Here is a 22,365-nt window from a genome sequence, read left to right as displayed (position 1 = left end):
TCATGAAAGACCACATCAAGCTAACAAAGGAAAGCCACCTCTAATGGCTGCTTAACCTCTACTTTTAACTTCGGTTATTTATGGGAGGATTACCACACTATATTTGGCATTTCGTTACACTATAAAAATCAGGCTCAAAAAGTTAATTATTTAAAAAAAAATTCTCTATTTCCACTGTGCAATTTTGGCAGTGAATTACCACAAAATGGTTATGCATTTACACCCTATTGGCAGTAAAAAACACCCGATTGGATCTGTAAGAACACCCTATGATGACACTAAAGTAACAAAGAATGTAAGAGAAATAACATCAAGTACCTGTCTATTCCACTCAATGGATAGGTTTTGCTATGAATTGTCTGCTAGAACCACTTATTGGTATTTAAGTGTAAATAACTGACAATAAAATCCAAGTCCTGGTAATTTAATCAAACCTAATGGCATGAATAAAATAAACATCCGCTGAACACCATAGCTATTTTTTAATTCAATTCAGGTTTCCAGCGGTATGGCAGTAATTCTTTAATCTGGGTCACTTTATGTGTCAGCAATCTTTTCAGGACATCACTTAAATAGGCATATGGATCTAGCATTCAGCTTTACTGAGACGCTCACATTACTTTTGCAAAGACAAGATAAATTTCTGAATCATCTCTTTCTCCAACTCAGGTAACTCTTGAATTGATTTAGCAATAGGATCGTTACCTACATCTGAACAACGTTCTGTACGCCCTAGTAGATAGTCAGCAGACACATTTAAGACAACCACGAGCTTATAAAAATTTTCTAAAGAGGGCTTACGAGAGCCAGCTTCAATATGGGAAATCGACGTAGATGGAATACCAGACTTTTCAGCAAGTTCTTGCTGAGTCAATTTTCTTTGTTTTCTTATTTCTTTGAGCCGAGCACAAAACAACTCAGAATCCATTTCAGCCAGCATAAAACACCACAAATCGACAATAAAACTTGACTATATAGACAATTTTAAATATATATATTGTCAGTATTTTATTGTCTATTTCGACAAAAAGACATCATCAAAAGAAATTAAAAGAGGAAATTTAATATGAAGAATAGTATATGTGCATGAGTGCCTTATCTCGACAATAAAGCACTCATGCTTTTCATCTCAAATCACTGAAATGAAAAGAATGTAAAATTTCGACATTTTACCTTTGCATTCTTTCATAACAGACCATTTAAGTAAAATTATCTTGGAATCTATTATGAGCAGTTCACCGAGTCATATCCCTTTTTCGATCCATCCAGTAATTCGAAATTTAAATGTCCGTCAAATTTCTAAAATTATTGCGACAAAAATCATTGAAGCTACGGCGCTACAACTTCAGTTCAATCCGATATTTTGCAACAAGTTAGATGTAGCACAACACCTCAATACTTTTGAAGCAGTTGCTTACTTTACAGACAACCAGTACTTTGAAAAATATGGCTTTAACAAGCAAGGGATTATCAATTACCAAGAACTCTCTAATGAGTTATTATCAATTTTTTATATGGTTATACAGTCTGAATAAATCATAGTTTTTAGAATAGAGAGCACCCCTAAGAATGCTTATCTGCAATTTGGGTGCTCATCAAGAGATAAAACTGCATACTCAATTTTACCGATACCAAACGATTCATACTCACACCATGATCCGCATCTTCAGACAATCAATAATTGTTTATTTTTTAAATAACTGAAATAAAACCACCCGAAGGTGGCTCATAATTTCATCATGTATTAACTTGTTTAAATTGTTGCTAAGAAATCTACCTCTTGAGGTGATAAGGGTTTATTACCAAACAAGTGACCATATTGGTCTACAACACTATCTTCATTCAAAGTCTCATAAACTTCAGCCATGGTCATGCCTAAATAAAAAATTCCCTCACCACCTGCTTGCATCCAAAATCTACCCTTTAGGTCGTATCTCTCTTTACTGACATAATCTTCATTTTCCTCCCCATATAAATCTTCTTCATCACAAAGGCGGTCATATTCTTGTTGATATGCTCCTGTCAAAAGATAAATATTAGGCTTTTTAAAAACTTCACATCCAGATTCTTTAGCATGATTCACAAGAGTGGTGAATGCTTTGAATTTTTTCATTTTTAACCTACGCTTATTTCAATATTATTGATGTGTACTTTTTATCGATGCCAGTACATCTCTTACACTAACAAGGTTTAAATTTTCATAATTTTTTCATGTAATATTTCCATTTTTTAGCTAAAACCCATAATTAATTTTTAGCAGTATTTCATCGTCTGTAGCTCGTATTGTTCGTCGTCAATTAATGCTTTTTTGCCATATAACTGTTTTACGATTTCATCCATTCCGACGTATTTAAGATGCATGTACATACACAACGCCGTATAGCCACAAAATAGATACATCCCCTTCTTATCCTCAATCCAGAAGCCCTCTTGTAATATGACTGGCTTTTTATTCTTATTTTCTAATATGTCATCAATATCAATTTGATTAACGGTCATATTGATATATGGCTGATACATTTTGGTGACTACAGCGTATTGTTTACTTATCTGACATTTACCATTTTTTTTGGCCACTTCTAGAATCCTCTCTAACTTCTTAAATTTTCTCATTTTGACCTCGGCATCTTTCTTTAAACCCTTGATACCAGGCTTCAATTTCTTCCCGATCAAAATAGACAGCTGCTTGACGTGATAATCCCATTTTTAATGGTTTCGGAAAGCGATCATCTTTCTTCATTAATCTTCGCAATGCGTTTCTTTCTATACCTAGAAGCTTACATACCGTGTTGTAACTCAATAAGAAAGGCTTTATCTGAACAATGTTTAATACTTCAGTCTGTTCAGTGTTCTCAATTAAATTTGATTCGTTTCTATCAATCACACAATCCATTTCTAATCTCAAATAAAGATATTAAATAGAGCGTATCAGAGACCAAAATTTTAAAATTATTTTGATATAAAACTGGAAAAAAAAGTCACCCCATGGGGTGACTCTTAAATTTTCTCAGGGATTGATTAACTCAGTGAATAGACATAGTCTGCCCACCACTGCATTAGATCAACTCGTTCTTGGAAATGCTCTGCTTTATCGTATATACCTTTTGTACCCTGTTTAACGTGAGATAGTGCAGATTCGATAATTTGATACTTATCACTAAATTCATTATTAAGCGTTGTTGATGCCAAATGCCTAAAACCATGTGCATGCTGTTTATTCTCATAGCCTAAAGATATTAACGCTTCATTGAAGGTATCCACACTCATTGCCATCATTGGGTCATTTCGTAAGGGAAATAAATATGGGGATGGTGTCTGTATCTCTTTTAATCTTTTTAACAATATAATTGCTTGGTCTGGCAAAGGCACACGATGTTCTTTTTTATTTTTCATCATCTCTGCAGGTTTAATCCAAATCTTCCGATGAAAGTCGAATTGTTCCCACTTCGCCTGTTGTAACTCACCAGGGCGTGGGAAGAGTAAAAGCAATAATTCTAAACCTATTGCTGTACTACGACTAGAATATGAACGAATTGCAGACAGAAGGTCTGGCAATTCAATTAAATCGACAAATTTGAAATTTCCACTTTTATAACGTTCAAAAAATCCCTGTACCTCTCGCACAGGATTTTCTTTATATTCACAATATATACAAGCCCAATCGTACGCCTCTCTTGCAAAGCTAAGTAGTTTGCGCATTTGTACTGGGATTTTTAAATCATATTCTAATCTCGCAAAAAATTCGTACCATTCCATGGTTTTAATCGTTCTTAAATCACGATTTCCAAATTCAGGATAAATATGTTTTTTAATCGATAATTGCATCTTATAAAAATTTTTAGGGCTCAATTTTTTTTGTTTTTTATCAAGTAAGCTTTCTATAAGTGAAGATAACTTGTACTTATCAACTTCTAAAAATGTACCTGCTTCTATTTCTTTCAGATAGCCGCTCGCAATTACCCTTGCCTCTTTAGCTTTAATAGTCGGGTAAGCTCCTACCCCTTTCCACCCCCATTTTCCATTTCTTTTTTTATACCTAAACTGCCAACTTTTGCTGCCATTTGCTTTTACAAAAAAATATAAATTTGGACTGTCCCATAATCGATAGTCTCGCATTTCCACTTCTAGTGCAGTAAGAACTGTATCTGCCAAATAACCTTTTTTCTTTAACTCGGTACGTCTCATTACTATGTCTGAAAAATTACGTTAATAGCAGTTGATCACAGCTCTTAAAATCTCCAGAGATTTTTTATTCTAAGTTCAAGAAAAAGGTTTACTTTTTAATTGACCAATTCATCTAAATAATCAGCCCACCACTGCATCAACACACGGCGTTCATCTAAATGCTGTGATTTATCATAAACACCCTTGACACCTTTTTTCTTATGCGCCAAACATACTTCTATCACTTGTTCTTGATTACTGAATGCGTCATTCAAAATGGTACTTGCAAGATGTCTAAAACCGTGAGGATTCTGTTTTCCTTTATACCCCAAGCGATTCAGAGCTAGATTGAATGTCATATCACTAATCGTTTTATTGACAGAAAGACGGCTCGGAAACAAGAACTCAGACTCTGGCTGAATGGATCTTAACTCTGTGAGTAATGTAATGACTTGCTTAGATAGTGGGACTTGATGTTCCTGACGTGTTTTGGTCATTTCTGCAGGTTTGGTCCATAAGGCTTTTTTAAAATCGAATTGCTCCCACTTTGCTATCCTTAACTCACCTGGACGTGGGAATAGCATCATAAGCAGCTCAAGACCAATGCCGATGGCGCGCTTTTTATTATTACGAATTTTCTTAAGTAAAGCTGGTAATTCATCAACAGTCACGAAATCCATGTTCCCTGACTCGTAGGCATCTAGATGTTTGCTCATGCCTTCTATTGGATTTGAATTTATCTTGCCTTTAAACTTTGCCCAGTCATAGCAACCACGTACGTATGAAACCAATTTCTCAATCTGAGTATGAATGCCTAAAGTACGTTGTAGTCCTTGGAAAAAATCAAACCACTCTTTTGGCGTAATCTCTTTGTAATTACCTTGACCAAATACTGGAATAATGTGCTTCTCAATAGATTTTTGAGCTTTCGTGTATGTTGCCTCACCCCACTTACTTGATTTAGTGTCCAACCACTCTCTCATTAGGTTTTCAAAGTAAAAGCTTTCAAGCTCTTTTCGTTCCTCGAGCAGTACTTTCTTCGACTTCAGGCTTTCACCTTTAGAAAGAGCTGAAGTAAATTCTCGTGCTTTTTGACGAGCAAGTTGAGCACTCACTTGAGGGTAAGAACCAAGACCCATCCAAGCCCATTTACCTTCAGAATTCTTGTAACGATACTGCCAATTTTTAACACCTGATTTTTTGACTAAAAAATATAAGCCAGCGCCGTCGAGTTCTCTATAGTCTTTTTCCTCAGGTACTAAAGAAGATAATGTTTTTTCACTGAGTGGTCGTTTCTTTATATCTTTCCGTAACATGCCCTATACCTTGTATCACCGAGTTAGATTATTAAACAGTGATACACGTGGTGATACAAATAGGGCTGTATTATATAGATCCATATAAATGCATAGAATATAAAAAAAGCCCCTAAATTGTTGAATTTAGGGGCTTTTAGTGACTATATAAGTACATATAAATACATCTATAATCTAATTTTGGTAGGCATATCCAGACTCGAACTGGAGACCTCTACGATGTCAACGTAGCGCTCTAACCAACTGAGCTATACGCCTATATGTGACGCATCATATTCACTTTTAAATTTTATGACAAGCCTTTTCTATGATTTTTCAATGCAGATGCACAAGAATTCAGCAATGCTTTGAATTTTTTCAAATCTGCCTCAGAAACCTGCTCAGATGCATACTGCATCTGCTCATATAACTGCACGGTCTGCTTAAACACATGATGCTGCTGTGACTCAGCCTGAGCCGCCAAACGAGACATCCACATGTTAAACGTTTCAGCAGGCTTTTTCTGTAATTCAGGCGGTAACGGCTTCGAAAACGTCTGCAACAGCTGGGCAAGTTTTGGCTGCCGGCGAAGATGCTGATAATACAACCAGGCCATATATAGCCCCAGCAGACCTAAAATAGTCAGTATCAGCATCAGGATATTGGCATAGCTGGAATGCAGTCCCAGTTTGGCCAGCCAGCCCCGCTGCGATTCGGCGTTATAACCCACCACCTTGCTTTGCCATTGATAGCTGGCATAGTCGCTCCAGATACGCAGTTTATTCATTAAATGATAATGCCGATAAGTCCAGCCACTGCCGCGCTCGCCCAATACCGCCTGATCTTCCGCAATCAGGTTTTGCATGCCCTGCTCAACCCGCTGCGGGCTAATCATTGCTGTGGGGTCAAAACGCTGCCATTTGCCGTTTAACAGCACTTCGGTCCAGGCATGCGCATCTAACTGGCGTACTTCCCAACTTTTACCATCTGGGGCCAGCTTTCCACCCTGATAACCGGTGACCACCCGCGCCGGAATTCCGACATAACGCATCAGCATCACAAAACTGGAAGCATAATGTTCACAAAAGCCCTGACGTGACTGAAACAGGAACTCATCAACACGATGTTGCCCTAATCGCCCCGGGGTTAAGGTATATACAAAGCCATTTTCCCGATACCAGCGCAGCACCTGCTGCACATAACGCTCAGGATCTTGTCCGCTGTGCAAAAATAAACGCTGGGCCAGTTGCTGTGCCTGCAAGTCCTGCTGTACCGGAAATTGAGTATTGATGCGTAAATTCAAGTGAGCATTACTCACGGTCTGGGTCTGGATATCGCCAATCCAGCGCAACGGAATCGGCTCGATCCGCTGGGTTAAACGCCGCGGTACAATGCCCCAATCCTGCTGGCTATAATAACGGCGCTCCAACGGAACCGATTTCTCTAGCCCCATCACCCAGCGCACACCCGGGTCAGCCGCCAGATATTGATAATCAAAACTACGCGCATGCGCCGGCTGCAATACATCGCTACGCATTAACGGCTGCTGGTTAACAAAGCTGCTACGCCAGCGCTGGCCATCATATTCATCCAGCACCATCGCCCGCCAATACAGCTCATGTCGTGGTGGCAGTTGCTGCACATCGCCAATAATCCGAAAGGCCAGCGCGCTGGATTGCGATAGCTCGGCAATATCGCCCGGCGACATGCTGTCACTAATTCCGGTAATACCTTTATTTTCCGGAATCGGAATATGCCACAGTGGCGGTAGCCGCGGGAAAAACATAAACAGCAAGACAAAAAATGGCAGTGCATACAGCACAAAACGCCCCACATGGCGGGCATCGCGTTTTAAGGCCTGTACAGCCGAAGCCTGATATTCAAATTCGCTGGTTTGCAGGCGATACAGCCCGATCAGACAACTGAGCAGGCTTAAAATGACCATAAAGGCCATCCAGATTGACTGGCTAAACAGGAAGGAACTGGCACTGACAAATAGCGCGAAATTGAACAGGATAATCACATCGCGCCGGGTTCGGGTTTCGAGGGCCTTGGCAAATAAAAAGGTTGATAACACCGCCACGCCGGCCTCTACCCCAATAAAGGCGCGGTACTGTAAATAAATACTCAGCAGCGCCAGCGCAATCAGGCTAAAGGTCCAGTATTTAGCAATCGGCTGACGCCCGGGCTGCAGACTGAAATACAGACTAATCAGGATGATGATAAAAATTATACTGAGCAGCACAGGCAGATAGATCAGCTGTGCCAGTAACAGCAGGCCCAGGCTTGAGAGAATCGAAATACGGATACTGGAATTCATCTTTATGCCTGCGCCAACAGTTGTTTGGCGAGCAGCAATTGCTGCTCGCCACAGGCGGCCGGTAATTCTACCTGCGGCAAATACAGGGCATAGGCACATTGCTGCTGTTCACACTGCTCGACTAGGCCCATCATTAGGCTGAGTTTTTCTTCATGCGATGTGCTGGGCATCTGCGCATAGTCAATTTCAAGCTGCTGCTGATTCTGATATTGCTCAAAGACCTTGACGTATAAGCCCTGGCCACGCGCCACCTGTTTCCAGGACACTGCCTGCAAGGAATCTCCGAGCTGATAACTGCGCAGCTCCCGGAATTCATCTAAATCCGGTTCTTCATTGTGCCGGTTGTGTTTATTTTCAGTGGTGTGCTGCGCCGCTTTCGGTGCAATCCAGGCAAAGTCATTGAAATACAGATAGGTCCAGGCACGTACCAGACCAAAGGGATAAACCGAATATAACTGGATGGCCGGATAATGAAACTTGCCGCGCTGGGCAGTATAAAAAGCTAAGCTATACTGCTGTTTGGCTTCACTCAGCGCCAGTTTATGTAATTGCTGATCAACCTGAATCCACAGATAACGCAGCTGTGGCGTATCCTGCTGAAAAAACAGGTGCAGCTGGACATTTTCCCCGGCCTGCCCGACCTGCTGTGCCACCACCTCAAGCTGCAAGCCATGCAGCTGCTTAAAGGTCAAATAAAAACTGATACATAAAATCGCGCTAATTAAAAAGCAGAAGCCCAGAATCAGGTTATTGGCATAGTTAATACCGGCCACAAAGGTAATCAGGATAAGCACCAGATATAAGTAACCCTGCTGATAAATAAATACCAGCACATCTTTTTGCGTGAGGCGTTTTTTCTGCTGGAATTGAAAGCGTTTCTCCAGCCAGTGCTGCCAAAAATTCTGCCCGAGCATACTTAGCTGACCTGCACCTGTTGCAGCAGCTGCTGGGTTTCACCCTCACTTAAACCAATACGATGTGCCACCACCGCCACAAAAACCGCTTGTACATCATCCGGAGTGACAAAACTGCGCTGTTCAATTAACGCATGTGCCTGGGCGGCTTTTTTCAGGGCCAGTACTCCGCGCGTCGATAGTCCATGCCGGTTTTTACGGCTGGCTTCGGCCAGATCCAGAATATAATCCTGCACGGCGTCACTGACATATAGCCGATGCACCTGCTGTTGTAATTCCAGGATTTCATCTTCACTAAACACATGCTGCAAACTGGCAATCAGGCTCTGCCGGGAAGATTGCTGCAGCAATAGTTTTTCTGCATAACGCGATGGATAGCCCAGTGATAAACGCATTAAAAAGCGATCCAGTTGTGATTCAGGCAATGCATAGGTTCCGCTTTGAAACAGCGGATTCTGGGTAGCAATGACCCAAAATGGTTGCGGCAGTTCGTAACGCACGCCATCGACCGTGACGTTGCCCTCTTCCATTGCTTCCAGCAAGGCACTCTGGGTTTTCGGGCTACAGCGGTTAATTTCATCGGCCAATAAAATCTGGGTAAAAATCGGGCCTTGCTTAAACTCAAACTGATGTTCTTTTTGATTAAACATGTTCACCCCAATTACATCACTGGCCAGCATGTCATTGGTAAACTGAATCCGCTGAAATTTCAGTCCGGCCAAATGCGCCAGACTGCTGGATAAGGTAGTTTTGCCCAGACCGGGTAAATCTTCAAACAGCACATGGCCGCCGGCCAGTAAACAGACCAGTGCCAGTTTGGTCTGCTGCTGTTTATCCAGAACAATCTGATTAACCTGTTCAAGGAACTGCTGGATTTTGGGTGCATAGCGCTGCAGCTCGCTCTGGAGCTGCGCCTGATCGTGTACTGGTTCCGATTTCTTATCCTGTTTCATGCCCCAAATCACCTTCATTCCCCAAATAAAAACGGTGTATGCCCTAACATACACCGTTTTGTTTTTTTTCTAAAGAAATCAGATGATTTCTAGATTTTTAACACGGACACTTCTTCAGGTTTCCGGAAGATGGATAACGTGAATCGACACAGTGCCGGTAAAAGGTTTTGGCATCCATCGCTTCCAGATCCGGATGATGCTGCCGCATATGCTCCAGATAAGTCTGATAGTCAGGCACCCCCACCATCAGTCGGAAACTTTGCTGCAGGCGCTGCCACAATGTGGCAATCCGCGACCAGTTTTTAGGATTCAGGATTAAATCCTTCTGCGACATCACGGTCATTTTGATGATTTTATAAATCACCGTTTTACCCGCTCGAGCAAATTTCAGATTCATCTTCTCGCTCCTTAATGGCCTTTGGCCGGCTGAATATCTTCAGGATCGCGGTAAATTGCTTCTGCTTCATGCACGGTTGGTTCCGGATTGGCCAAGGCACGGCGAATCACCCCAATCGCAGCAAACAGCATCACAAACGCCACAATCATAAAGAAGCCACACAATGCCGCATTAATCTGGTTCGACATTGCCACAGTCTGCATTTCCGCAATACTTTTGGCTGGTGCCAGAATTTCATTATTGGCAATGGCGGTATTGAAACGCTCTGCCTGTGCCAGGAAGCCGATCTTCGGATTTTCGTGGAAAATCTTCTGCCAGCCAGCAGTCATCGAGGTGATAAACAGGAACACGGTCGGGATGATGGTCACCCAGACATATTTCTGTTTCTTCATCTTGAACAGGATGACAGTACCAAGGATGAGCGCCATCGCAGCCAGAATCTGGTTACCAATACCAAATAGCGGCCATAAGCTGTTAATCCCGCCGAGTGGATCGACCACGCCCTGATAGACGAAGAAGCCCCAACCCGCCACCGCAACCGCAGTCCCCAGCAAGTTACCAAAGAAGTTGTGAGATTTTTTCACCGCAGGAATCACAATACCTACGGTATCCTGAACCATAAAACGGCAGGCACGGGTACCGGCATCCACTGCTGTCAGAATGAATAATGCTTCAAACAGAATGGCAAAGTGATACCAGAACGCCATCATTTCGCGGCTATTGAAAATCTCGGTGATGATATGGGCCATACCAATCGCGAAGGTTGGCGCACCACCGGTACGGGACAGAATCGAGTTTTCACCGACTTCCTGAGCCAGCAAGATCAAGGCTTCAGGCGTGACCACAAAACCAAGGTTACGCACCGCTTCTGCTGCCGTATCTACCGACGTACCCAGTAAAGCCGCTGGCGAGTTAATCGCGAAATATACGCCCGGATCAAGTACCGCGGCACAGATGAGTGCCATAATCGCCACGAAAGATTCCATCAACATGCCGCCATAACCAATCATACGGATATCGCGTTCGTTGTTGACCAGTTTTGGCGTGGTGCCTGAAGACACCAGGGCGTGGAAACCAGAAATCGCACCACAGGCAATGGTAATGAACAGGAATGGGAACAGCGAACCGGCAAATACCGGACCAGTACCATCCACGAACTTGGTGACTGCTGGCAGTTTCATTTCCGGCATGGCAAATAAAATACCAATCGCCAGACCTGCAATGACACCAATTTTCAAGAAAGTTGACAGATAATCACGCGGTGCCAATAACAGCCACACTGGTAAAACCGACGCAATAAAACCGTAAATGATCAATGCCCAGGTCAGCTCAGTCCCTGACAAGGTAAAGAACGGTCCCCAGTACGGATGCTGCGCAATGTTTTCACCGTAGATGATGCCAAGCATCATCAGCACAAAACCGATAATCGACACTTCTGCAATTTTACCCGGACGGATAAAACGCATGTAAATGCCCATAAAAATGGCAATCGGAATGGTGGCGGCAATACTGAATACACCCCACGGACTGTTGGTCAAGGCTTTCACCACCACCAGCGCCAGTACCGCCAGGATGATAATCATCACCCCAAGTGCACCCAGCATCACGATAATACCGGCAAAGCTGCCCAGTTCCTGCTTGGCCATTTCACCCAGTGAGCGGCCGTCACGACGGGTCGAAATAAACAGCACCAGGAAATCCTGTACCGCACCGGCCAGCACTACCCCGACCAATAGCCAGATGGTGCCCGGTAAATAACCCATTTGCGCTGCCAGAATAGGACCAACCAGCGGTCCGGCACCGGCAATCGCGGCAAAGTGATGGCCGAACAGGACACTTTTATTGGTCGGCACATAATCTAAACCGTCGGCCAGCCGATGCGCGGGAGTTAAACGCCTGGCATTGAGCTCAAAGACTTTATTGGCAATAAATAAACTGTAGAAGCGGTAAGCAATGCTATAGACACAGGCGGCGGCAAGGACCAGCCAGACTGCGTTTACATGCTCACCACGGCTGAGCGCCAGAATCCCGAAAGACACTGCACCCACAATAGCGACGAGCAGCCAGATAATTTTCGAAGTTAGGCTCGACTTCGTTGGTAATGTTTCCATTCAATCCCTCATATTTTCGATGCATTTAAATCAGCTTGATTGTTGTTGTTCGAGGTACTGCTGTTTTCCTTTGCGACTTTACGCCTGTTATTTTTCTATGCCTCTAAGACTTTGGCATAAAAAAAGGGATGATTGATCATCATCCCTTCGATAATAGTATATTTTTACACCATTATGCACGTTCTAAATATTCACCAGTACGGGTATCTACACGAACGCTTTCTTCTTGCTGAACGAATAATGGAACACGTACCACAGCACCTGTTTCAAGTTTCGCTGGCTTACCGCCACCGCCAGAAGTATCACCACGAACACCTGGATCAGTTTCAACAATTTTTAATACCACGAAGTTCGGAGCGCTAACGTTTAAAGGCACGCCGTTGAACAACATAATGGTACATTTTTCATTAGAATCGTCTTTTAACCATTTTGCAGCATCGCCCATAGCTGTTTTATCAGCTGCGATCTGTTCAAATGTTACAGGATCCATGAAGTTCCACAGTTCGCCGTCATTGTACAAGTAGTCCATTTCTACTTCTACAATGTCAGCAGCTTCTAGTGAATCACCAGATTTGAAAGTTTTTTCTAATACTTTACCTGTTTTAAGGTTACGTAATTTCACACGGTTGAAGGCCTGACCTTTACCTGGTTTTACGTATTCGTTTTCCATGATTGAACATGGGTTACCATCAAGCATAACCTTAAGGCCTGACTTGAATTCATTCGTAGAATAATTGGCCATGACTGGCACACTCCAAACTTACTAACTTTAAGCTATCGATGCTACGGGCTGTTGCGATGTCATTTAGCAAGTCTGACACGAACATTAGTTGCCACATGCACATTCATTTTATGTGACGTATTCTAAATGACCAATATGCCTTGCCGCAATGAAAAATTCTTGTTTAACCGGCCGCTGCTGCCTAAGTTACAAGCAGATATCCATCTACCGGCTTTATTCCCAACTGGCAGATGCTTAAAATCAGCGCAGCTCGTTCTAGACTCCACCTGGCCCGGATGTCCTGATTTTTCGCACACAAAGCACATTCCCAGCGCCTGCAAACTGTTAAACTAGCACGATTAGGCCTTGCCCTCCCACTTCCATGATTCTTTTTCCGGCATGACAAACTATTTGTATCAACAGCAAAACTGGCAATCACAGCTCAGTGATTTAATTACCGATCCTCAGGAGTTGCTGAATCTTCTGCAACTGTCGCCTGAACAGTTACTCTCCGGCGCAATTCTGGCATCTGAACAGTTTAAATTACGTGTGCCGCGTGCATTCGTCGGAAAAATGAAAGTCGCCGATCCCTTTGATCCGCTGCTGTTACAGGTCTTGCCACATCATCTGGAACTGGAAGATCATCCTGAATTTGTCACCGATCCCTTAGGTGAAGAACAGGCCAATCAGCAACCGGGTGTCCTGCACAAATATAAGTCGCGTTTTTTACTGACCCTGACCGGGGCTTGTGCGGTACATTGCCGCTACTGTTTCCGCCGCCATTTTCCCTATCAGGACAACCTGCCTAAAAATGAAGATTGGCTAAACATCAAACAATATATTGAATCTCAGCCCGACATTAATGAAGTGATTTTAAGTGGCGGTGATCCATTAACGTTAACCAATCGACGTTTACAGAGCTGGATTGAACGTCTGGAATCGCTGCCGCAGATTAAATTTTTGAGAATTCATTCACGCGTTCCGATTGTAATCCCCAACCGTGTCGATGAAGCGCTGATTTCCATATTAAAAAACAGTAGGCTACGGATTATTCTGGTGGTACACTCAAATCATGCATCAGAATTGGATGACTTCACTTGCCGTACATTAAATACACTGGTGAAACATCAAATTACCGTCCTGAATCAGGCAGTTTTACTTCGTGGGGTGAATGATTCTGCTCAGGTTCTGGTCGATTTAAGTTATCGCCTGTTCGATGCTGGGGTGATGCCGTATTACTTGCATGTATTAGATAAAGTGAAAGGTGCACATCATTTCGATCTGATGCCACAGGACATCGATCTTATTTATAAAGAGGTTTTAGCGAACTTGCCGGGTTATCTGGTTCCTAAACTCGTTAGGGAAATTGCGGGCGAAAAGAATAAAACACCGCTTTTTGGGGTTTCAACTGCTTGAATTTGAGTTAAATAACAACGATGACTATGAATCATTCAGATATTTTTCAGGTTGCCACTGAGCTGAAATTGGAACAGCTCAGTTTTTGCCAGAATTCTGTCAAAAGTATTCAGGAGTGGGCAGCTGACTTATCCATTTTACAGCTTGGGGACTCGTCAAAAGCCTTGTTCAAAGCCTTACTGGAAATTTCTGAACTCAAATGTCAGGAAACCTTGCGCTTTGACCTGATTCAGGCCATTCACCCGACGCTGGAAAATGTCCTGACCAGCCTGGAAAAACACTTTTTTAACCAGGGTCTGATTAGCAGCGACCGCAATGAGCACATTATCGAGCTGGCGCTGTTGTTACGTAGTCATTTTGCCAAAGTCTATATTGAAATCGCGCGCCGCAGTCACCGCCAGCTGGCCCAGCAGAAGTTTTCCATTTTTGCCTTTAACCTGAAAAAGAACCTGCAGACTGCGCGGACTGTGGCCACCTATTATGCGCTGCAACAACTGACCTTATTGCTGTATCAGCAACAGATGCTATATAGCTCGCCATTTTCCGGGCAATGGCTCACTGCGCATCAACTGTTTAACTGCGCGCTGCAGCACAATTTTCTTCAGAACAATATTAACCATCTGCAAGGCACCCAGCATCAGCTGCAAAATATCAGTCAGGCATATGCGCAATTAATCCTGCTGGATATTTTCAATTCCCATCAGATTCGTCCGGCCGAAATTCAGGGGCTGTATCTCTGCAGTTTTGACTGGGTCAAGCTGATTCAGATTTTGCCCAAAGAAACCACCCTGTCACGCTATATTGTCGATACCAACAAAGACTATCCGCCAATTTATAACTCGCATCAATCGGGTGATTTTGAGCCGGGTATTTTTATTTCGACGCAGACACTGCTGGATCATATTAGTGAAAATCAGGGCCGCAAGGCCGAACATTTCTCCCGCAATGAAAAGCTGTTTTTAACTCCGGCCCTGCATTTTCATATTCATACCCTGCTCACTCATAATCCTGAGCGTCGCCATGAACGTTATGAATATTCGGCCCGGGTCAAAATCTGTTTTGGCTTAAGCGTGGCGCACTTCTATTTGTCTAAAGGCAAGAATTTTCAGGAAACCCTGCAACTGGGTGAAAATTACCAGTTCCAGAGTGAAAGCCAGTTCATCAACCAGATGCACAGTCATGCCACTGCCGACATCAGTAAAATCCAGAATCTGGACCGCGAGGCCAAACAGATTTACGGCGCGGAAGTGCTGGATATCAGTGTGAATGGTTACCGGATTAAATGGGAAGGTGAAACGCCAAAAAACCTTAAAACCGGTGAATTTATTCTGGTGCAGGAAAATCCGCAAAGTCCGTGGCGTGGCGGTGTGATTCGCTGGATTAAACAGTCGACTGACAAAACCCTGGAACTGGGCCTTGAAGTTTTGGCGCAGGACATTATTCCATGTGCCGTCTATGTGAAATCTGACCGGCATAGCGGGCATTATCATCCTGCCCTGCTCATGCAGAGCTCACAGCTAAATGAAGTCAGCACTCATCTTATTTTACCGGGGATTCAATTATTAAGAGACAAGCAGACCGTACAGCTGCGTTTAGGGGATGAAGACATTAAAGTCTTTTTAATTAAACCGTTACTCATTACTCAAAGCTTTATGCGTTTTGACTTTGAACTGTTAAATGACCAGCAGCAAGCCACAGTCGATGCCTTTATTCACAAGCAGATGAATGACGTTAAGAATCAAGATTTATGGGAAGCGTTGAAGTGAGAAATCCTTTACTATCTAAAAAATTTAAACGTACCGAAACACGTTTACTCATTATCGATGATAACCAAATCCGTTTTAATCAGATTTGCGAACAGCTGAATGCACAGGAACATACCGTGCAGGCCACCCTGCTCGATGACCTGCAAAATTTTGAAAAACAGCTGAATTTAACCTGGGATGTGGTGATTTTTGGCCGCGCCTACGACTTGAAAATTGATCAGGCCCTGACCCTGATTCGCGCCTCAAAACAGCCGAATTTACCGCTGGTGTTATTGCAACCTGAAGACTATGATGCCACCCAATATAGCGCCCTCATCCGCAAAGGCATTTATGATCTGGTCAACCTGAACGATAGTGACAGTTTCTATCTGGGTCTGCTTCGTGCCCTCTCTTTCAGCCGTTTGCAGCAAACCCATGCCCAGCTCAAAGAAGAGCTGGAAAATGCCCAGACGCAGGCGCAGTCTCTGGTGGAAGACAGCAACAAGGCGGTGGCGATTATTCAGGAAGGCATTCATGTACAGGCCAATCAGGAATATTTACAGCTGTTTGGCTTTCAGAATGAAGATGAGATTATTGGTCTGCCTTTGCTTGACCTGTTGCAACCGGAAGATCTAGCCGATTTTAAACTGCGCTTTAAAAAAGTATCGCAAGGTCAGTTTGATTTAGGCCGTTTCAGCTACAGCTCTTTAAATAGTCATGTCGCCGCGCAAAATCCGCTACAGCTGGAATTTTTACCGGCCACTGATGAAGATGCCTTGCAGCTGACCATTGATATTCAGCAAGCTGCTACAGCACCAGCCAAGGCCAGCAATGAAAGCACAGCTGGTCAGCAGCCGACCCATCAGCTGATTAACCGCACCCTGAACAATCAGCCATCCAAAATTAATGCGCTGGTGGTATTTGCCCTGGCCTCCTGCCCTGAAAAAGTCTTGCAATCGGACTGGGTTACGCTGAAAAACTATTTCGGTAATATTAAAACCTTCCTGAAAGAACAGACCAATGTGCCTTTATTCAAGGTCAATTCATCGATCTATATTGGCTTGTTTCAGGCAGAATCAACCACCATTTTGCATTCCAAACTGATTGGTCTCAGCTCACTGAGTAAACCGCAGTTATTGAGTGTTAATGGGCAAAGTTATCCGCTGAATTTCCGTATGGGCTATGCGGTACTAGAAGGTGAAATTGCCGACAGCACCCAGTTTGAACAGCTGATGGAACGTGCCTTTGTAACCGCACTGCCTTATCAGCAAAAAGATGAGCAAAGCCTCGGACTGGATTTATCCATGACCGATCTGTCGCTGGAAATTGTCGAGCCAAAGGTTGCACCTGTGGTCGAAACCGCTGCTTCATCGCTATTAGGCGCCTTACGCCACAGCCTGGATCGTAATGAAATTCATCTGAAATACCAGCAACTGTATGACAAACAGGACAGCAATTTATATACCTATGAAGTCAGCAGCGGCTTTATTCATCAAGCAGAATGGAAAAGTCTGACCGGGCTGGTTGATCTGGCTGAAGATCCGGAACTCTCAATTAAACTGGATCGCTGGATTCTGGTCGAAGCCTGCAAACAGCTACACAACTTCATTACCCAATATCCGGAAGCCAAGCTGATTGTTAACCTGAACAAGCATGTGCTGTTACAAGACCGCGCGTTCCCGGAATTTGTGTCCAAACTGATTACCATTGTGGGCAGTCAGCAGGCTTATCCGTTAATTCTGCAATTCTCTGAAGAAGATGTGAGCCAGAACCTGATGGATGCCCAAAAGCAGATGCATTTGCTGCATCAGCACGGTGCGGAGATTTCTATCCGTGAATTTGGCCAGTCGATGTATAGCGAATCCATTCTTAAACAGCTGGATGTGCAATATGTGACCCTGCATCCATCGCTGACCAGCAAACTGATGCAAGATAGCGCGACTCAGGAGTTACAGGAACAGATTCAGCAGTTTAGCGAAATCAAGCCGGTGGAAGTGGTGCTACATGAACTAAACGATATGAACCTGTTTGCCAACGCCTGGAATGTGGATGCCCGTTATATTCAGGGTGATTACTTCCAGAAGAAACTGGATCATCTCATTGATGTACAAGACCAATAAGGTCTTGTACTTTTCGCCTGAAGTGCAGGCACAAAAAAACGGGCAAATGCCCGTTTTTTTCATTCTGGGTATTAACCACGTTTGATAGAACGTGACATACCAGCAAAACGTTGTTTGAACTTGTCGATACGACCGCCAGTGTCAACGTTCTTTTGCTTACCAGTGTAGAATGGGTGGCAAGCTGAACATACGTCTAGGTAAAGAGTGTCTTTACCAACAGCTGAACGAGTTTCGATCACGTTACCACATGAACAAGTAGCAACTAATTTTTCATATTTTGGGTGAATATCGGCGCGCATCGTCGATTACTCCATAAGATTAAAGAAGGTTTTGCTGTCGTCGCAATTGATCACTCTCAAGACTGAGGAAAAAAGCTGTTTATTCGAGATAAACCGCAGACCAACACCACAACAGACCATTCTTTTGGCCCACCGAGACGGATACCGTCAGAGCTAAGCACAACAAGTTGGGGCATATTATACGTGAATCTATGCCAATATGCGAATTATTCTTTGTCCTCAATTTCAGGCTGCTTCGACCAGTAATTGGCAATAATGCCGCAGACCATCAGCTGGATTTGATGGAAAATCATGATTGGCAGCACAATCATGCCCAAAGGCTGGCCAATAAACAGAATCTGCGCCATCGGTACACCACTGGCTAGGGTTTTTTTAGAGCCGCAGAAGAAAATCGCGATCTGGTCTTCACGTTTAAAGCCCAACCATTTCGGGATGTACAGCGCCAGCAGCATGATGATAGTCAGTAGTACCGAACAGGCCACAGTTAAAATCAGTAACGTTGTGCCACTGACTTCATTCCACAGTCCGGCCACCACGGCGCCACTAAAGGCGCCATAGACCACCATTAAAATGGTGCCCTGATCAAAGCCTTTAACCAGACTTGGGAACTTGACCAGAAATGGATAGACCCACGGCCGCAGCAATTGCCCCAGAATAAAAGGCACCAATAACAATAAGGTAATCTGAATAATGGATGAGGTCGGATCATAATCGTGCTGCGACTGGCCAAAAATAAACAGGCTGACCAGAACCGGGGTAATGAACATGCCGGCAATATTGGAAAAAGACGCGCTACAGACTGCACTGGCGACATTGCCGCGTGCAACCGAGGTAAAGGCAATAGAAGACTGCACTGTAGAGGGCAGGAAGCACATAAATAAAAAGCCCCAGTACAGCTCCTGCCCCAGCAATGGCAGTAATACGGGTTTGGCCATGAGACCCAACACTGGAAATAACAAGAAGGTAAATGCAAACACCAGCGTATGCAGTTGCCAGTGCATGATACCTTGTACCACCGCCTCTCTGGACAGCTTTGCGCCATGTAAAAAAAACAGCACCGCAATGGCCGCCGTGGTAATAACGCCAAAGACTTCAGCGACCTGTCCAGACACCGGCACGATACTGGCCAGTATCACCATCACAATTAACAATATGGTAAAGCGATCCAATGCAAGTAGTTTTAGCATGTCTACATCCTGTGATTTTATTTTTGCATCGACATAAAAAAGCCCAGTCGGCGGGTTTTACCTCACGGTAAAGTTCCATCTTACTGGGCCGGAACAATAAAGCTAGTCTGCTGGCTTAATGTTCACTATTTTGTGGCGCTATACTACTGTGCCAACTTAGTTATTGCGGGCATTGTCATCCTGCTGGATCAGCTCGATTTTATAACCGTCCGGATCTTCCACAAAGGCAATTACGGTCACGCCGCCTTTCATTGGCCCCGCTTCACGCACCACATTGCCGCCGCGTGCCTTGATTTCTTCACAGGCTTTGTAGGCATCTTCCACTGCAATGGCAATATGACCATAGCCATTGCCCAGCTCATAGCTGTCTGTATCCCAATTATGGGTCAGTTCCAGCACGGTATGGTTGTCTTCATCACCATAGCCGACAAATGCCAGGGTAAAGCGGCCTTCTTCGTAGTCACGTTTACGGAGTAAAGTCATGCCAAGTACTTCAGTATAGAACTGCAATGACCGTTCTAAATTGCCTACACGTAACATGGTATGCAGCATGCGCATATTATTCGTCCTTTTGTTGAATTTGAGCGTGTTCATGAGCACGCAATAATTTTGCCACCCACACCACCAGAATCAGAATCGGAATTCCAAGCAGCGTGGTCATGAGGAAGAAACTCGGATAACCGATATTATTGACTATGGTACCTGAATATCCACCTAAAATTTTAGGAGTGAGGGTCATTAGCGAACTAAAGATCGCATATTGTACAGCGGTAAACGACACACTGGTTAAGCTGGACAGGAAGGCAATAAATGCCGCACCGGCCAGACCGGAGGCCAGGTTATCAATAATAATTGCCAGATAGAGCCATAAACTGCTATACGGTTTAATCACCTTACCGCGAACTTCTACCGCTGCATCAGCGTTGATATCCACCGGTGTCAGGGCCTGAATATCAATATCCAGCGCCGGATGTTGCTGTGCCAGCTGATAACCGCGGCTGGCACTGAGCGTACTGCCATCCAGCAATCGGGCCTGGACCTGAATCGTTCTATTTTGTGCTGTCTGTAACTGCTGGCCTTCAATCACGCCACTAAACAGGCCACCCTCTTCCAGCTTGGCCGGATATTCCTTGCCATCCAGAACCAAACTCAGCGGCTGTTCAGGTTGTAGCTGTGCAGCATCAAGACCACTCAACTGACCACGAATCACCAGACTTTGCTCGGCTTCCTGTACAGAAATCCGGTCATCCGAAGTAATCGGTAATAACTGGATTTGGGCTGTGCCGGTCTGCTGCAAATACGGCATGCTTAATTGTGCCTGATCGGCCTGATTGGCATATTGTGCCTGTACCTGAATCTGATTGGCCTGAGCCAGCACATTGCTCGGTACCTGTATGCTCCAGTAACCGGCTTCATCGGCCTGTACCTTATATTGCTGCGCCCCGACATTCACCTGCACATCACTCAGGCTTTGCCCGGATTTGACCAGTCCAATAAAAATCAGGTTGGTCGAGCTGGCCAGCACTGCGCCCAGAAACATCAGTTTCATGATATTCATTTTTTGGGCCAGCAAACCACCCAGGAAGCCACCCACCAACGAGAAAATCACCCCGTAGACTTTGACTGCTTCAGCAATCTGTTCTTTGCTGAAGTTCAGGTCCTGATAAAACACATTGGAAATGACCCCTGCAATAATATCCGAAACCCGATAAAACCCGATCAGCAGCAGTAACACCAAAGCCAGCTTTAAACCATAGCGCTTAAAGAAATCCGCGACCGGATGCACCCAGGTTTCAAAAGCCATCTGTTTATTGACTGCACCCAGTTTGACCAGCACAGTTCCGACCAGTAAAGCCACCGCACCCGAGCCAATAAAGCGAATCGCCTCCAGCGTAAACAGCAGGAAGGAATCCTGAATACTGAGCTGGTTTTTCAGCGCATCCAGCGCCTGACCGGAATAGATATAACTCAGCACAAAACTGATCACGGCAACAAAAAACACCACCACCAGTCGATAATAATCGCTGCGTTTATATTCTTTACGGACACGCTCCACCACCGGCTCACGAATCACTAGCGTGGTACACATCCCGATCAGCATCACCGCCGCCATCACCAGATAGGTGTATTTCCAGGCCTCATAAATATAGTTGCCTTTAGCCGTGCCCAGATACGCCGCCAGAAATAAAGCGCCCGCACCAGCTACAATCATCCCGATACGATAACCGGCGTTATAGGTCGAAGCCAATACAGTTTGCATCTGGGTTTCAGCCAGCTCAATACGATAGGCATCAATCACAATATCTTGCGTGGCCGCAGCAAAACCGAGCAGCACCGCACCCACCGCCATCTGGTAGAGATGCGTCTGCCCTAAGGCCGGATCTGAAAAGGCCATAATACAGATGGCGCATATAATCAGGACCTGGGCAATTAAAAGCCAGGCCCGGCGCCGGCCCAGTTTTTGGGTTAAATATGGCACTGGTAACTCATCAATTAATGGTGCCCAGACAAACTTAAATGAATAACCCAGCGCCGCCCAGCTAAAGAAAGTTACGGCATTACGGCTAATGCCGGCTTCACCTAACCATAACGATAAACTGGAAAAAATAAGAAGAATGGGAATACCGGCCGAGAAGCCAAGAAACAGCATGATCAGCGCACGCCGATCTAAAAAGGCGGTAAAGGCAGATTTCCATCCTGTAGATTGTGTTGTCATTACATTA

20 protein-coding genes, 1 tRNA gene and 1 pseudogene are annotated in these 22,365 nt (G+C 44.3%); 4 read left to right on the top strand and 18 right to left on the bottom strand.

The features are described 5' to 3' along the window. Positions 1–482: 482 nt before the first annotated feature. Positions 483–590, bottom strand: a pseudogene (locus ACPEPR_RS03100) (transposase domain-containing protein); the annotation flags it as partial. A gap of 26 nt (positions 591–616) precedes the next feature. Then, the gene (locus ACPEPR_RS03095) at positions 617–940 is read right to left on the bottom strand and encodes a helix-turn-helix domain-containing protein (RefSeq protein WP_166138935.1); all 324 of its coding nucleotides are present in this window, start codon (positions 938–940) and stop codon (positions 617–619) included. 286 nt (positions 941–1,226) lie between these two features. Between ACPEPR_RS03095 and ACPEPR_RS03090 the strand changes: the two genes are divergently transcribed. After that, positions 1,227–1,535 carry a hypothetical protein gene (locus ACPEPR_RS03090; RefSeq protein WP_004782586.1) on the top strand — a complete coding sequence of 103 codons (309 nt, stop codon included), beginning with the start codon at positions 1,227–1,229 and terminating at the stop codon, positions 1,533–1,535. Between the two features lie 218 nt (positions 1,536–1,753). On the opposite strand, the gene ACPEPR_RS03085 is transcribed toward ACPEPR_RS03090, so the two are convergent. The 12 genes from ACPEPR_RS03085 to efp form a co-directional block, all read right to left on the bottom strand. After that, complete coding sequence (locus ACPEPR_RS03085) at positions 1,754–2,113, bottom strand: hypothetical protein (RefSeq protein WP_168406044.1); 360 nt, start codon at positions 2,111–2,113, stop codon at positions 1,754–1,756. Positions 2,114–2,253: 140 nt separating this feature from the next. After that, the gene (locus ACPEPR_RS03080; RefSeq protein WP_323126876.1) at positions 2,254–2,577 is read right to left on the bottom strand and encodes a hypothetical protein; all 324 of its coding nucleotides are present in this window, start codon (positions 2,575–2,577) and stop codon (positions 2,254–2,256) included. 22 nt (positions 2,578–2,599) lie between these two features. After that, a complete protein-coding gene (locus ACPEPR_RS03075; protein WP_086043923.1) occupies positions 2,600–2,893 on the bottom strand; it encodes a helix-turn-helix transcriptional regulator in 294 nt (97 codons plus the stop codon). Between the two features lie 125 nt (positions 2,894–3,018). Then, positions 3,019–4,185, bottom strand: a complete 1,167-nt coding sequence (locus ACPEPR_RS03070) for a tyrosine-type recombinase/integrase (RefSeq protein WP_423561910.1) — start codon at positions 4,183–4,185, stop codon at positions 3,019–3,021. A gap of 95 nt (positions 4,186–4,280) precedes the next feature. Further along, entirely contained in the window at positions 4,281–5,480 is a 1,200-nt protein-coding gene (locus tag ACPEPR_RS03065) for a tyrosine-type recombinase/integrase (protein ID WP_086043925.1), read from the bottom strand. 181 nt (positions 5,481–5,661) lie between these two features. Beyond that, positions 5,662–5,738 (bottom strand) — tRNA-Val (locus tag ACPEPR_RS03060). 31 nt (positions 5,739–5,769) lie between these two features. Next, on the bottom strand, positions 5,770–7,779 hold the full coding sequence (locus ACPEPR_RS03055) for a transglutaminaseTgpA domain-containing protein (RefSeq protein ID WP_423561909.1): 2,010 nt from the start codon (positions 7,777–7,779) through the stop codon (positions 5,770–5,772). Between the two features lie 2 nt (positions 7,780–7,781). Then, positions 7,782–8,693: a DUF58 domain-containing protein gene (locus ACPEPR_RS03050; RefSeq protein ID WP_005176842.1), complete on the bottom strand. Its 912-nt coding sequence runs from the start codon at positions 8,691–8,693 to the stop codon at positions 7,782–7,784. Positions 8,694–8,695: 2 nt separating this feature from the next. Further along, on the bottom strand, positions 8,696–9,646 hold the full coding sequence (locus tag ACPEPR_RS03045) for an AAA family ATPase (RefSeq protein ID WP_005176839.1): 951 nt from the start codon (positions 9,644–9,646) through the stop codon (positions 8,696–8,698). A gap of 97 nt (positions 9,647–9,743) precedes the next feature. After that, positions 9,744–10,043, bottom strand: coding sequence for a YbdD/YjiX family protein (locus ACPEPR_RS03040; RefSeq protein ID WP_005176838.1), 300 nt, complete (start codon positions 10,041–10,043; stop codon positions 9,744–9,746). A gap of 11 nt (positions 10,044–10,054) precedes the next feature. Beyond that, the gene (locus ACPEPR_RS03035) at positions 10,055–12,154 is read right to left on the bottom strand and encodes a carbon starvation CstA family protein (protein ID WP_423561908.1); all 2,100 of its coding nucleotides are present in this window, start codon (positions 12,152–12,154) and stop codon (positions 10,055–10,057) included. 172 nt (positions 12,155–12,326) lie between these two features. Next, the gene (gene efp, locus ACPEPR_RS03030) at positions 12,327–12,896 is read right to left on the bottom strand and encodes an elongation factor P (RefSeq protein ID WP_005176835.1); all 570 of its coding nucleotides are present in this window, start codon (positions 12,894–12,896) and stop codon (positions 12,327–12,329) included. Positions 12,897–13,274: 378 nt separating this feature from the next. On the opposite strand from efp, the gene epmB reads away from it, so the two are divergent. From epmB to ACPEPR_RS03015, 3 genes are read left to right on the top strand one after another with little or no spacing between them, the layout of a single operon-like run. After that, positions 13,275–14,291: an EF-P beta-lysylation protein EpmB gene (gene epmB / locus ACPEPR_RS03025; RefSeq protein ID WP_104471883.1), complete on the top strand. Its 1,017-nt coding sequence runs from the start codon at positions 13,275–13,277 to the stop codon at positions 14,289–14,291. 20 nt (positions 14,292–14,311) lie between these two features. Then, a complete protein-coding gene (locus ACPEPR_RS03020) occupies positions 14,312–16,057 on the top strand; it encodes a GTPase (RefSeq protein ID WP_423561906.1) in 1,746 nt (581 codons plus the stop codon). Continuing rightward, entirely contained in the window at positions 16,039–18,156 is a 2,118-nt protein-coding gene (locus tag ACPEPR_RS03015; protein ID WP_168381852.1) for an EAL domain-containing protein, read from the top strand. The genes ACPEPR_RS03020 and ACPEPR_RS03015 overlap by 19 nt, the downstream gene beginning before the upstream one ends. Positions 18,157–18,227: 71 nt before the next feature. On the opposite strand, the gene rpmE is transcribed toward ACPEPR_RS03015, so the two are convergent. The 4 genes from rpmE to ACPEPR_RS02995 all read right to left on the bottom strand — a co-directional run bounded on the left by rpmE (position 18,228) and on the right by ACPEPR_RS02995 (position 22,358). Next, positions 18,228–18,455 carry a 50S ribosomal protein L31 gene (gene rpmE, locus ACPEPR_RS03010; protein ID WP_005176824.1) on the bottom strand — a complete coding sequence of 76 codons (228 nt, stop codon included), beginning with the start codon at positions 18,453–18,455 and terminating at the stop codon, positions 18,228–18,230. Positions 18,456–18,661: 206 nt separating this feature from the next. Continuing rightward, entirely contained in the window at positions 18,662–19,642 is a 981-nt protein-coding gene (locus tag ACPEPR_RS03005) for a bile acid:sodium symporter family protein (protein WP_104488747.1), read from the bottom strand. Positions 19,643–19,798: 156 nt separating this feature from the next. Then, the gene (gene gloA, locus ACPEPR_RS03000) at positions 19,799–20,200 is read right to left on the bottom strand and encodes a lactoylglutathione lyase (protein ID WP_005176820.1); all 402 of its coding nucleotides are present in this window, start codon (positions 20,198–20,200) and stop codon (positions 19,799–19,801) included. Between the two features lies 1 nt (position 20,201). Beyond that, complete coding sequence (locus tag ACPEPR_RS02995; RefSeq protein WP_423561905.1) at positions 20,202–22,358, bottom strand: AmpG family muropeptide MFS transporter; 2,157 nt, start codon at positions 22,356–22,358, stop codon at positions 20,202–20,204. Between the last annotated feature and the right edge of the window lie 7 nt (positions 22,359–22,365).

Origin of the sequence: Acinetobacter sp. AND/436, from assembly GCF_049546925.1 — a bacterium.
GTDB lineage: Bacteria > Pseudomonadota > Gammaproteobacteria > Pseudomonadales > Moraxellaceae > Acinetobacter > Acinetobacter indicus.
The sequence above is the reverse complement of the archived record's forward strand: the minus strand, read 5'-3'. Positions and strand labels throughout refer to the sequence as shown.

What these genes read in the sequence shown, in the direction of transcription:
- ACPEPR_RS03035 (WP_423561908.1), bottom strand. Translation starts at nt 12,154, where the DNA reads ATGGAAACATTACCAACGAAGTCGAGCCTAACTTCGAAAATTATCTGG.
- ACPEPR_RS03065 (WP_086043925.1), bottom strand. Translation starts at nt 5,480, where the DNA reads ATGTTACGGAAAGATATAAAGAAACGACCACTCAGTGAAAAAACATTA.
- ACPEPR_RS03015 (WP_168381852.1), top strand. Translation starts at nt 16,039, where the DNA reads ATGGGAAGCGTTGAAGTGAGAAATCCTTTACTATCTAAAAAATTTAAA.
- ACPEPR_RS03070 (WP_423561910.1), bottom strand. Translation starts at nt 4,185, where the DNA reads ATGAGACGTACCGAGTTAAAGAAAAAAGGTTATTTGGCAGATACAGTT.
- ACPEPR_RS03085 (WP_168406044.1), bottom strand. Translation starts at nt 2,113, where the DNA reads ATGAAAAAATTCAAAGCATTCACCACTCTTGTGAATCATGCTAAAGAA.
- ACPEPR_RS03020 (WP_423561906.1), top strand. Translation starts at nt 14,312, where the DNA reads ATGACTATGAATCATTCAGATATTTTTCAGGTTGCCACTGAGCTGAAA.
- gloA (WP_005176820.1), bottom strand. Translation starts at nt 20,200, where the DNA reads ATGCGCATGCTGCATACCATGTTACGTGTAGGCAATTTAGAACGGTCA.
- epmB (WP_104471883.1), top strand. Translation starts at nt 13,275, where the DNA reads ATGACAAACTATTTGTATCAACAGCAAAACTGGCAATCACAGCTCAGT.
- ACPEPR_RS02995 (WP_423561905.1), bottom strand. Translation starts at nt 22,358, where the DNA reads ATGACAACACAATCTACAGGATGGAAATCTGCCTTTACCGCCTTTTTA.
- ACPEPR_RS03095 (WP_166138935.1), bottom strand. Translation starts at nt 940, where the DNA reads ATGCTGGCTGAAATGGATTCTGAGTTGTTTTGTGCTCGGCTCAAAGAA.
- ACPEPR_RS03090 (WP_004782586.1), top strand. Translation starts at nt 1,227, where the DNA reads ATGAGCAGTTCACCGAGTCATATCCCTTTTTCGATCCATCCAGTAATT.
- ACPEPR_RS03050 (WP_005176842.1), bottom strand. Translation starts at nt 8,693, where the DNA reads ATGCTCGGGCAGAATTTTTGGCAGCACTGGCTGGAGAAACGCTTTCAA.
- ACPEPR_RS03040 (WP_005176838.1), bottom strand. Translation starts at nt 10,043, where the DNA reads ATGAATCTGAAATTTGCTCGAGCGGGTAAAACGGTGATTTATAAAATC.
- ACPEPR_RS03045 (WP_005176839.1), bottom strand. Translation starts at nt 9,646, where the DNA reads ATGAAACAGGATAAGAAATCGGAACCAGTACACGATCAGGCGCAGCTC.
- ACPEPR_RS03005 (WP_104488747.1), bottom strand. Translation starts at nt 19,642, where the DNA reads ATGCTAAAACTACTTGCATTGGATCGCTTTACCATATTGTTAATTGTG.
- ACPEPR_RS03075 (WP_086043923.1), bottom strand. Translation starts at nt 2,893, where the DNA reads ATGGATTGTGTGATTGATAGAAACGAATCAAATTTAATTGAGAACACT.
- efp (WP_005176835.1), bottom strand. Translation starts at nt 12,896, where the DNA reads ATGGCCAATTATTCTACGAATGAATTCAAGTCAGGCCTTAAGGTTATG.
- ACPEPR_RS03055 (WP_423561909.1), bottom strand. Translation starts at nt 7,779, where the DNA reads ATGAATTCCAGTATCCGTATTTCGATTCTCTCAAGCCTGGGCCTGCTG.
- rpmE (WP_005176824.1), bottom strand. Translation starts at nt 18,455, where the DNA reads ATGCGCGCCGATATTCACCCAAAATATGAAAAATTAGTTGCTACTTGT.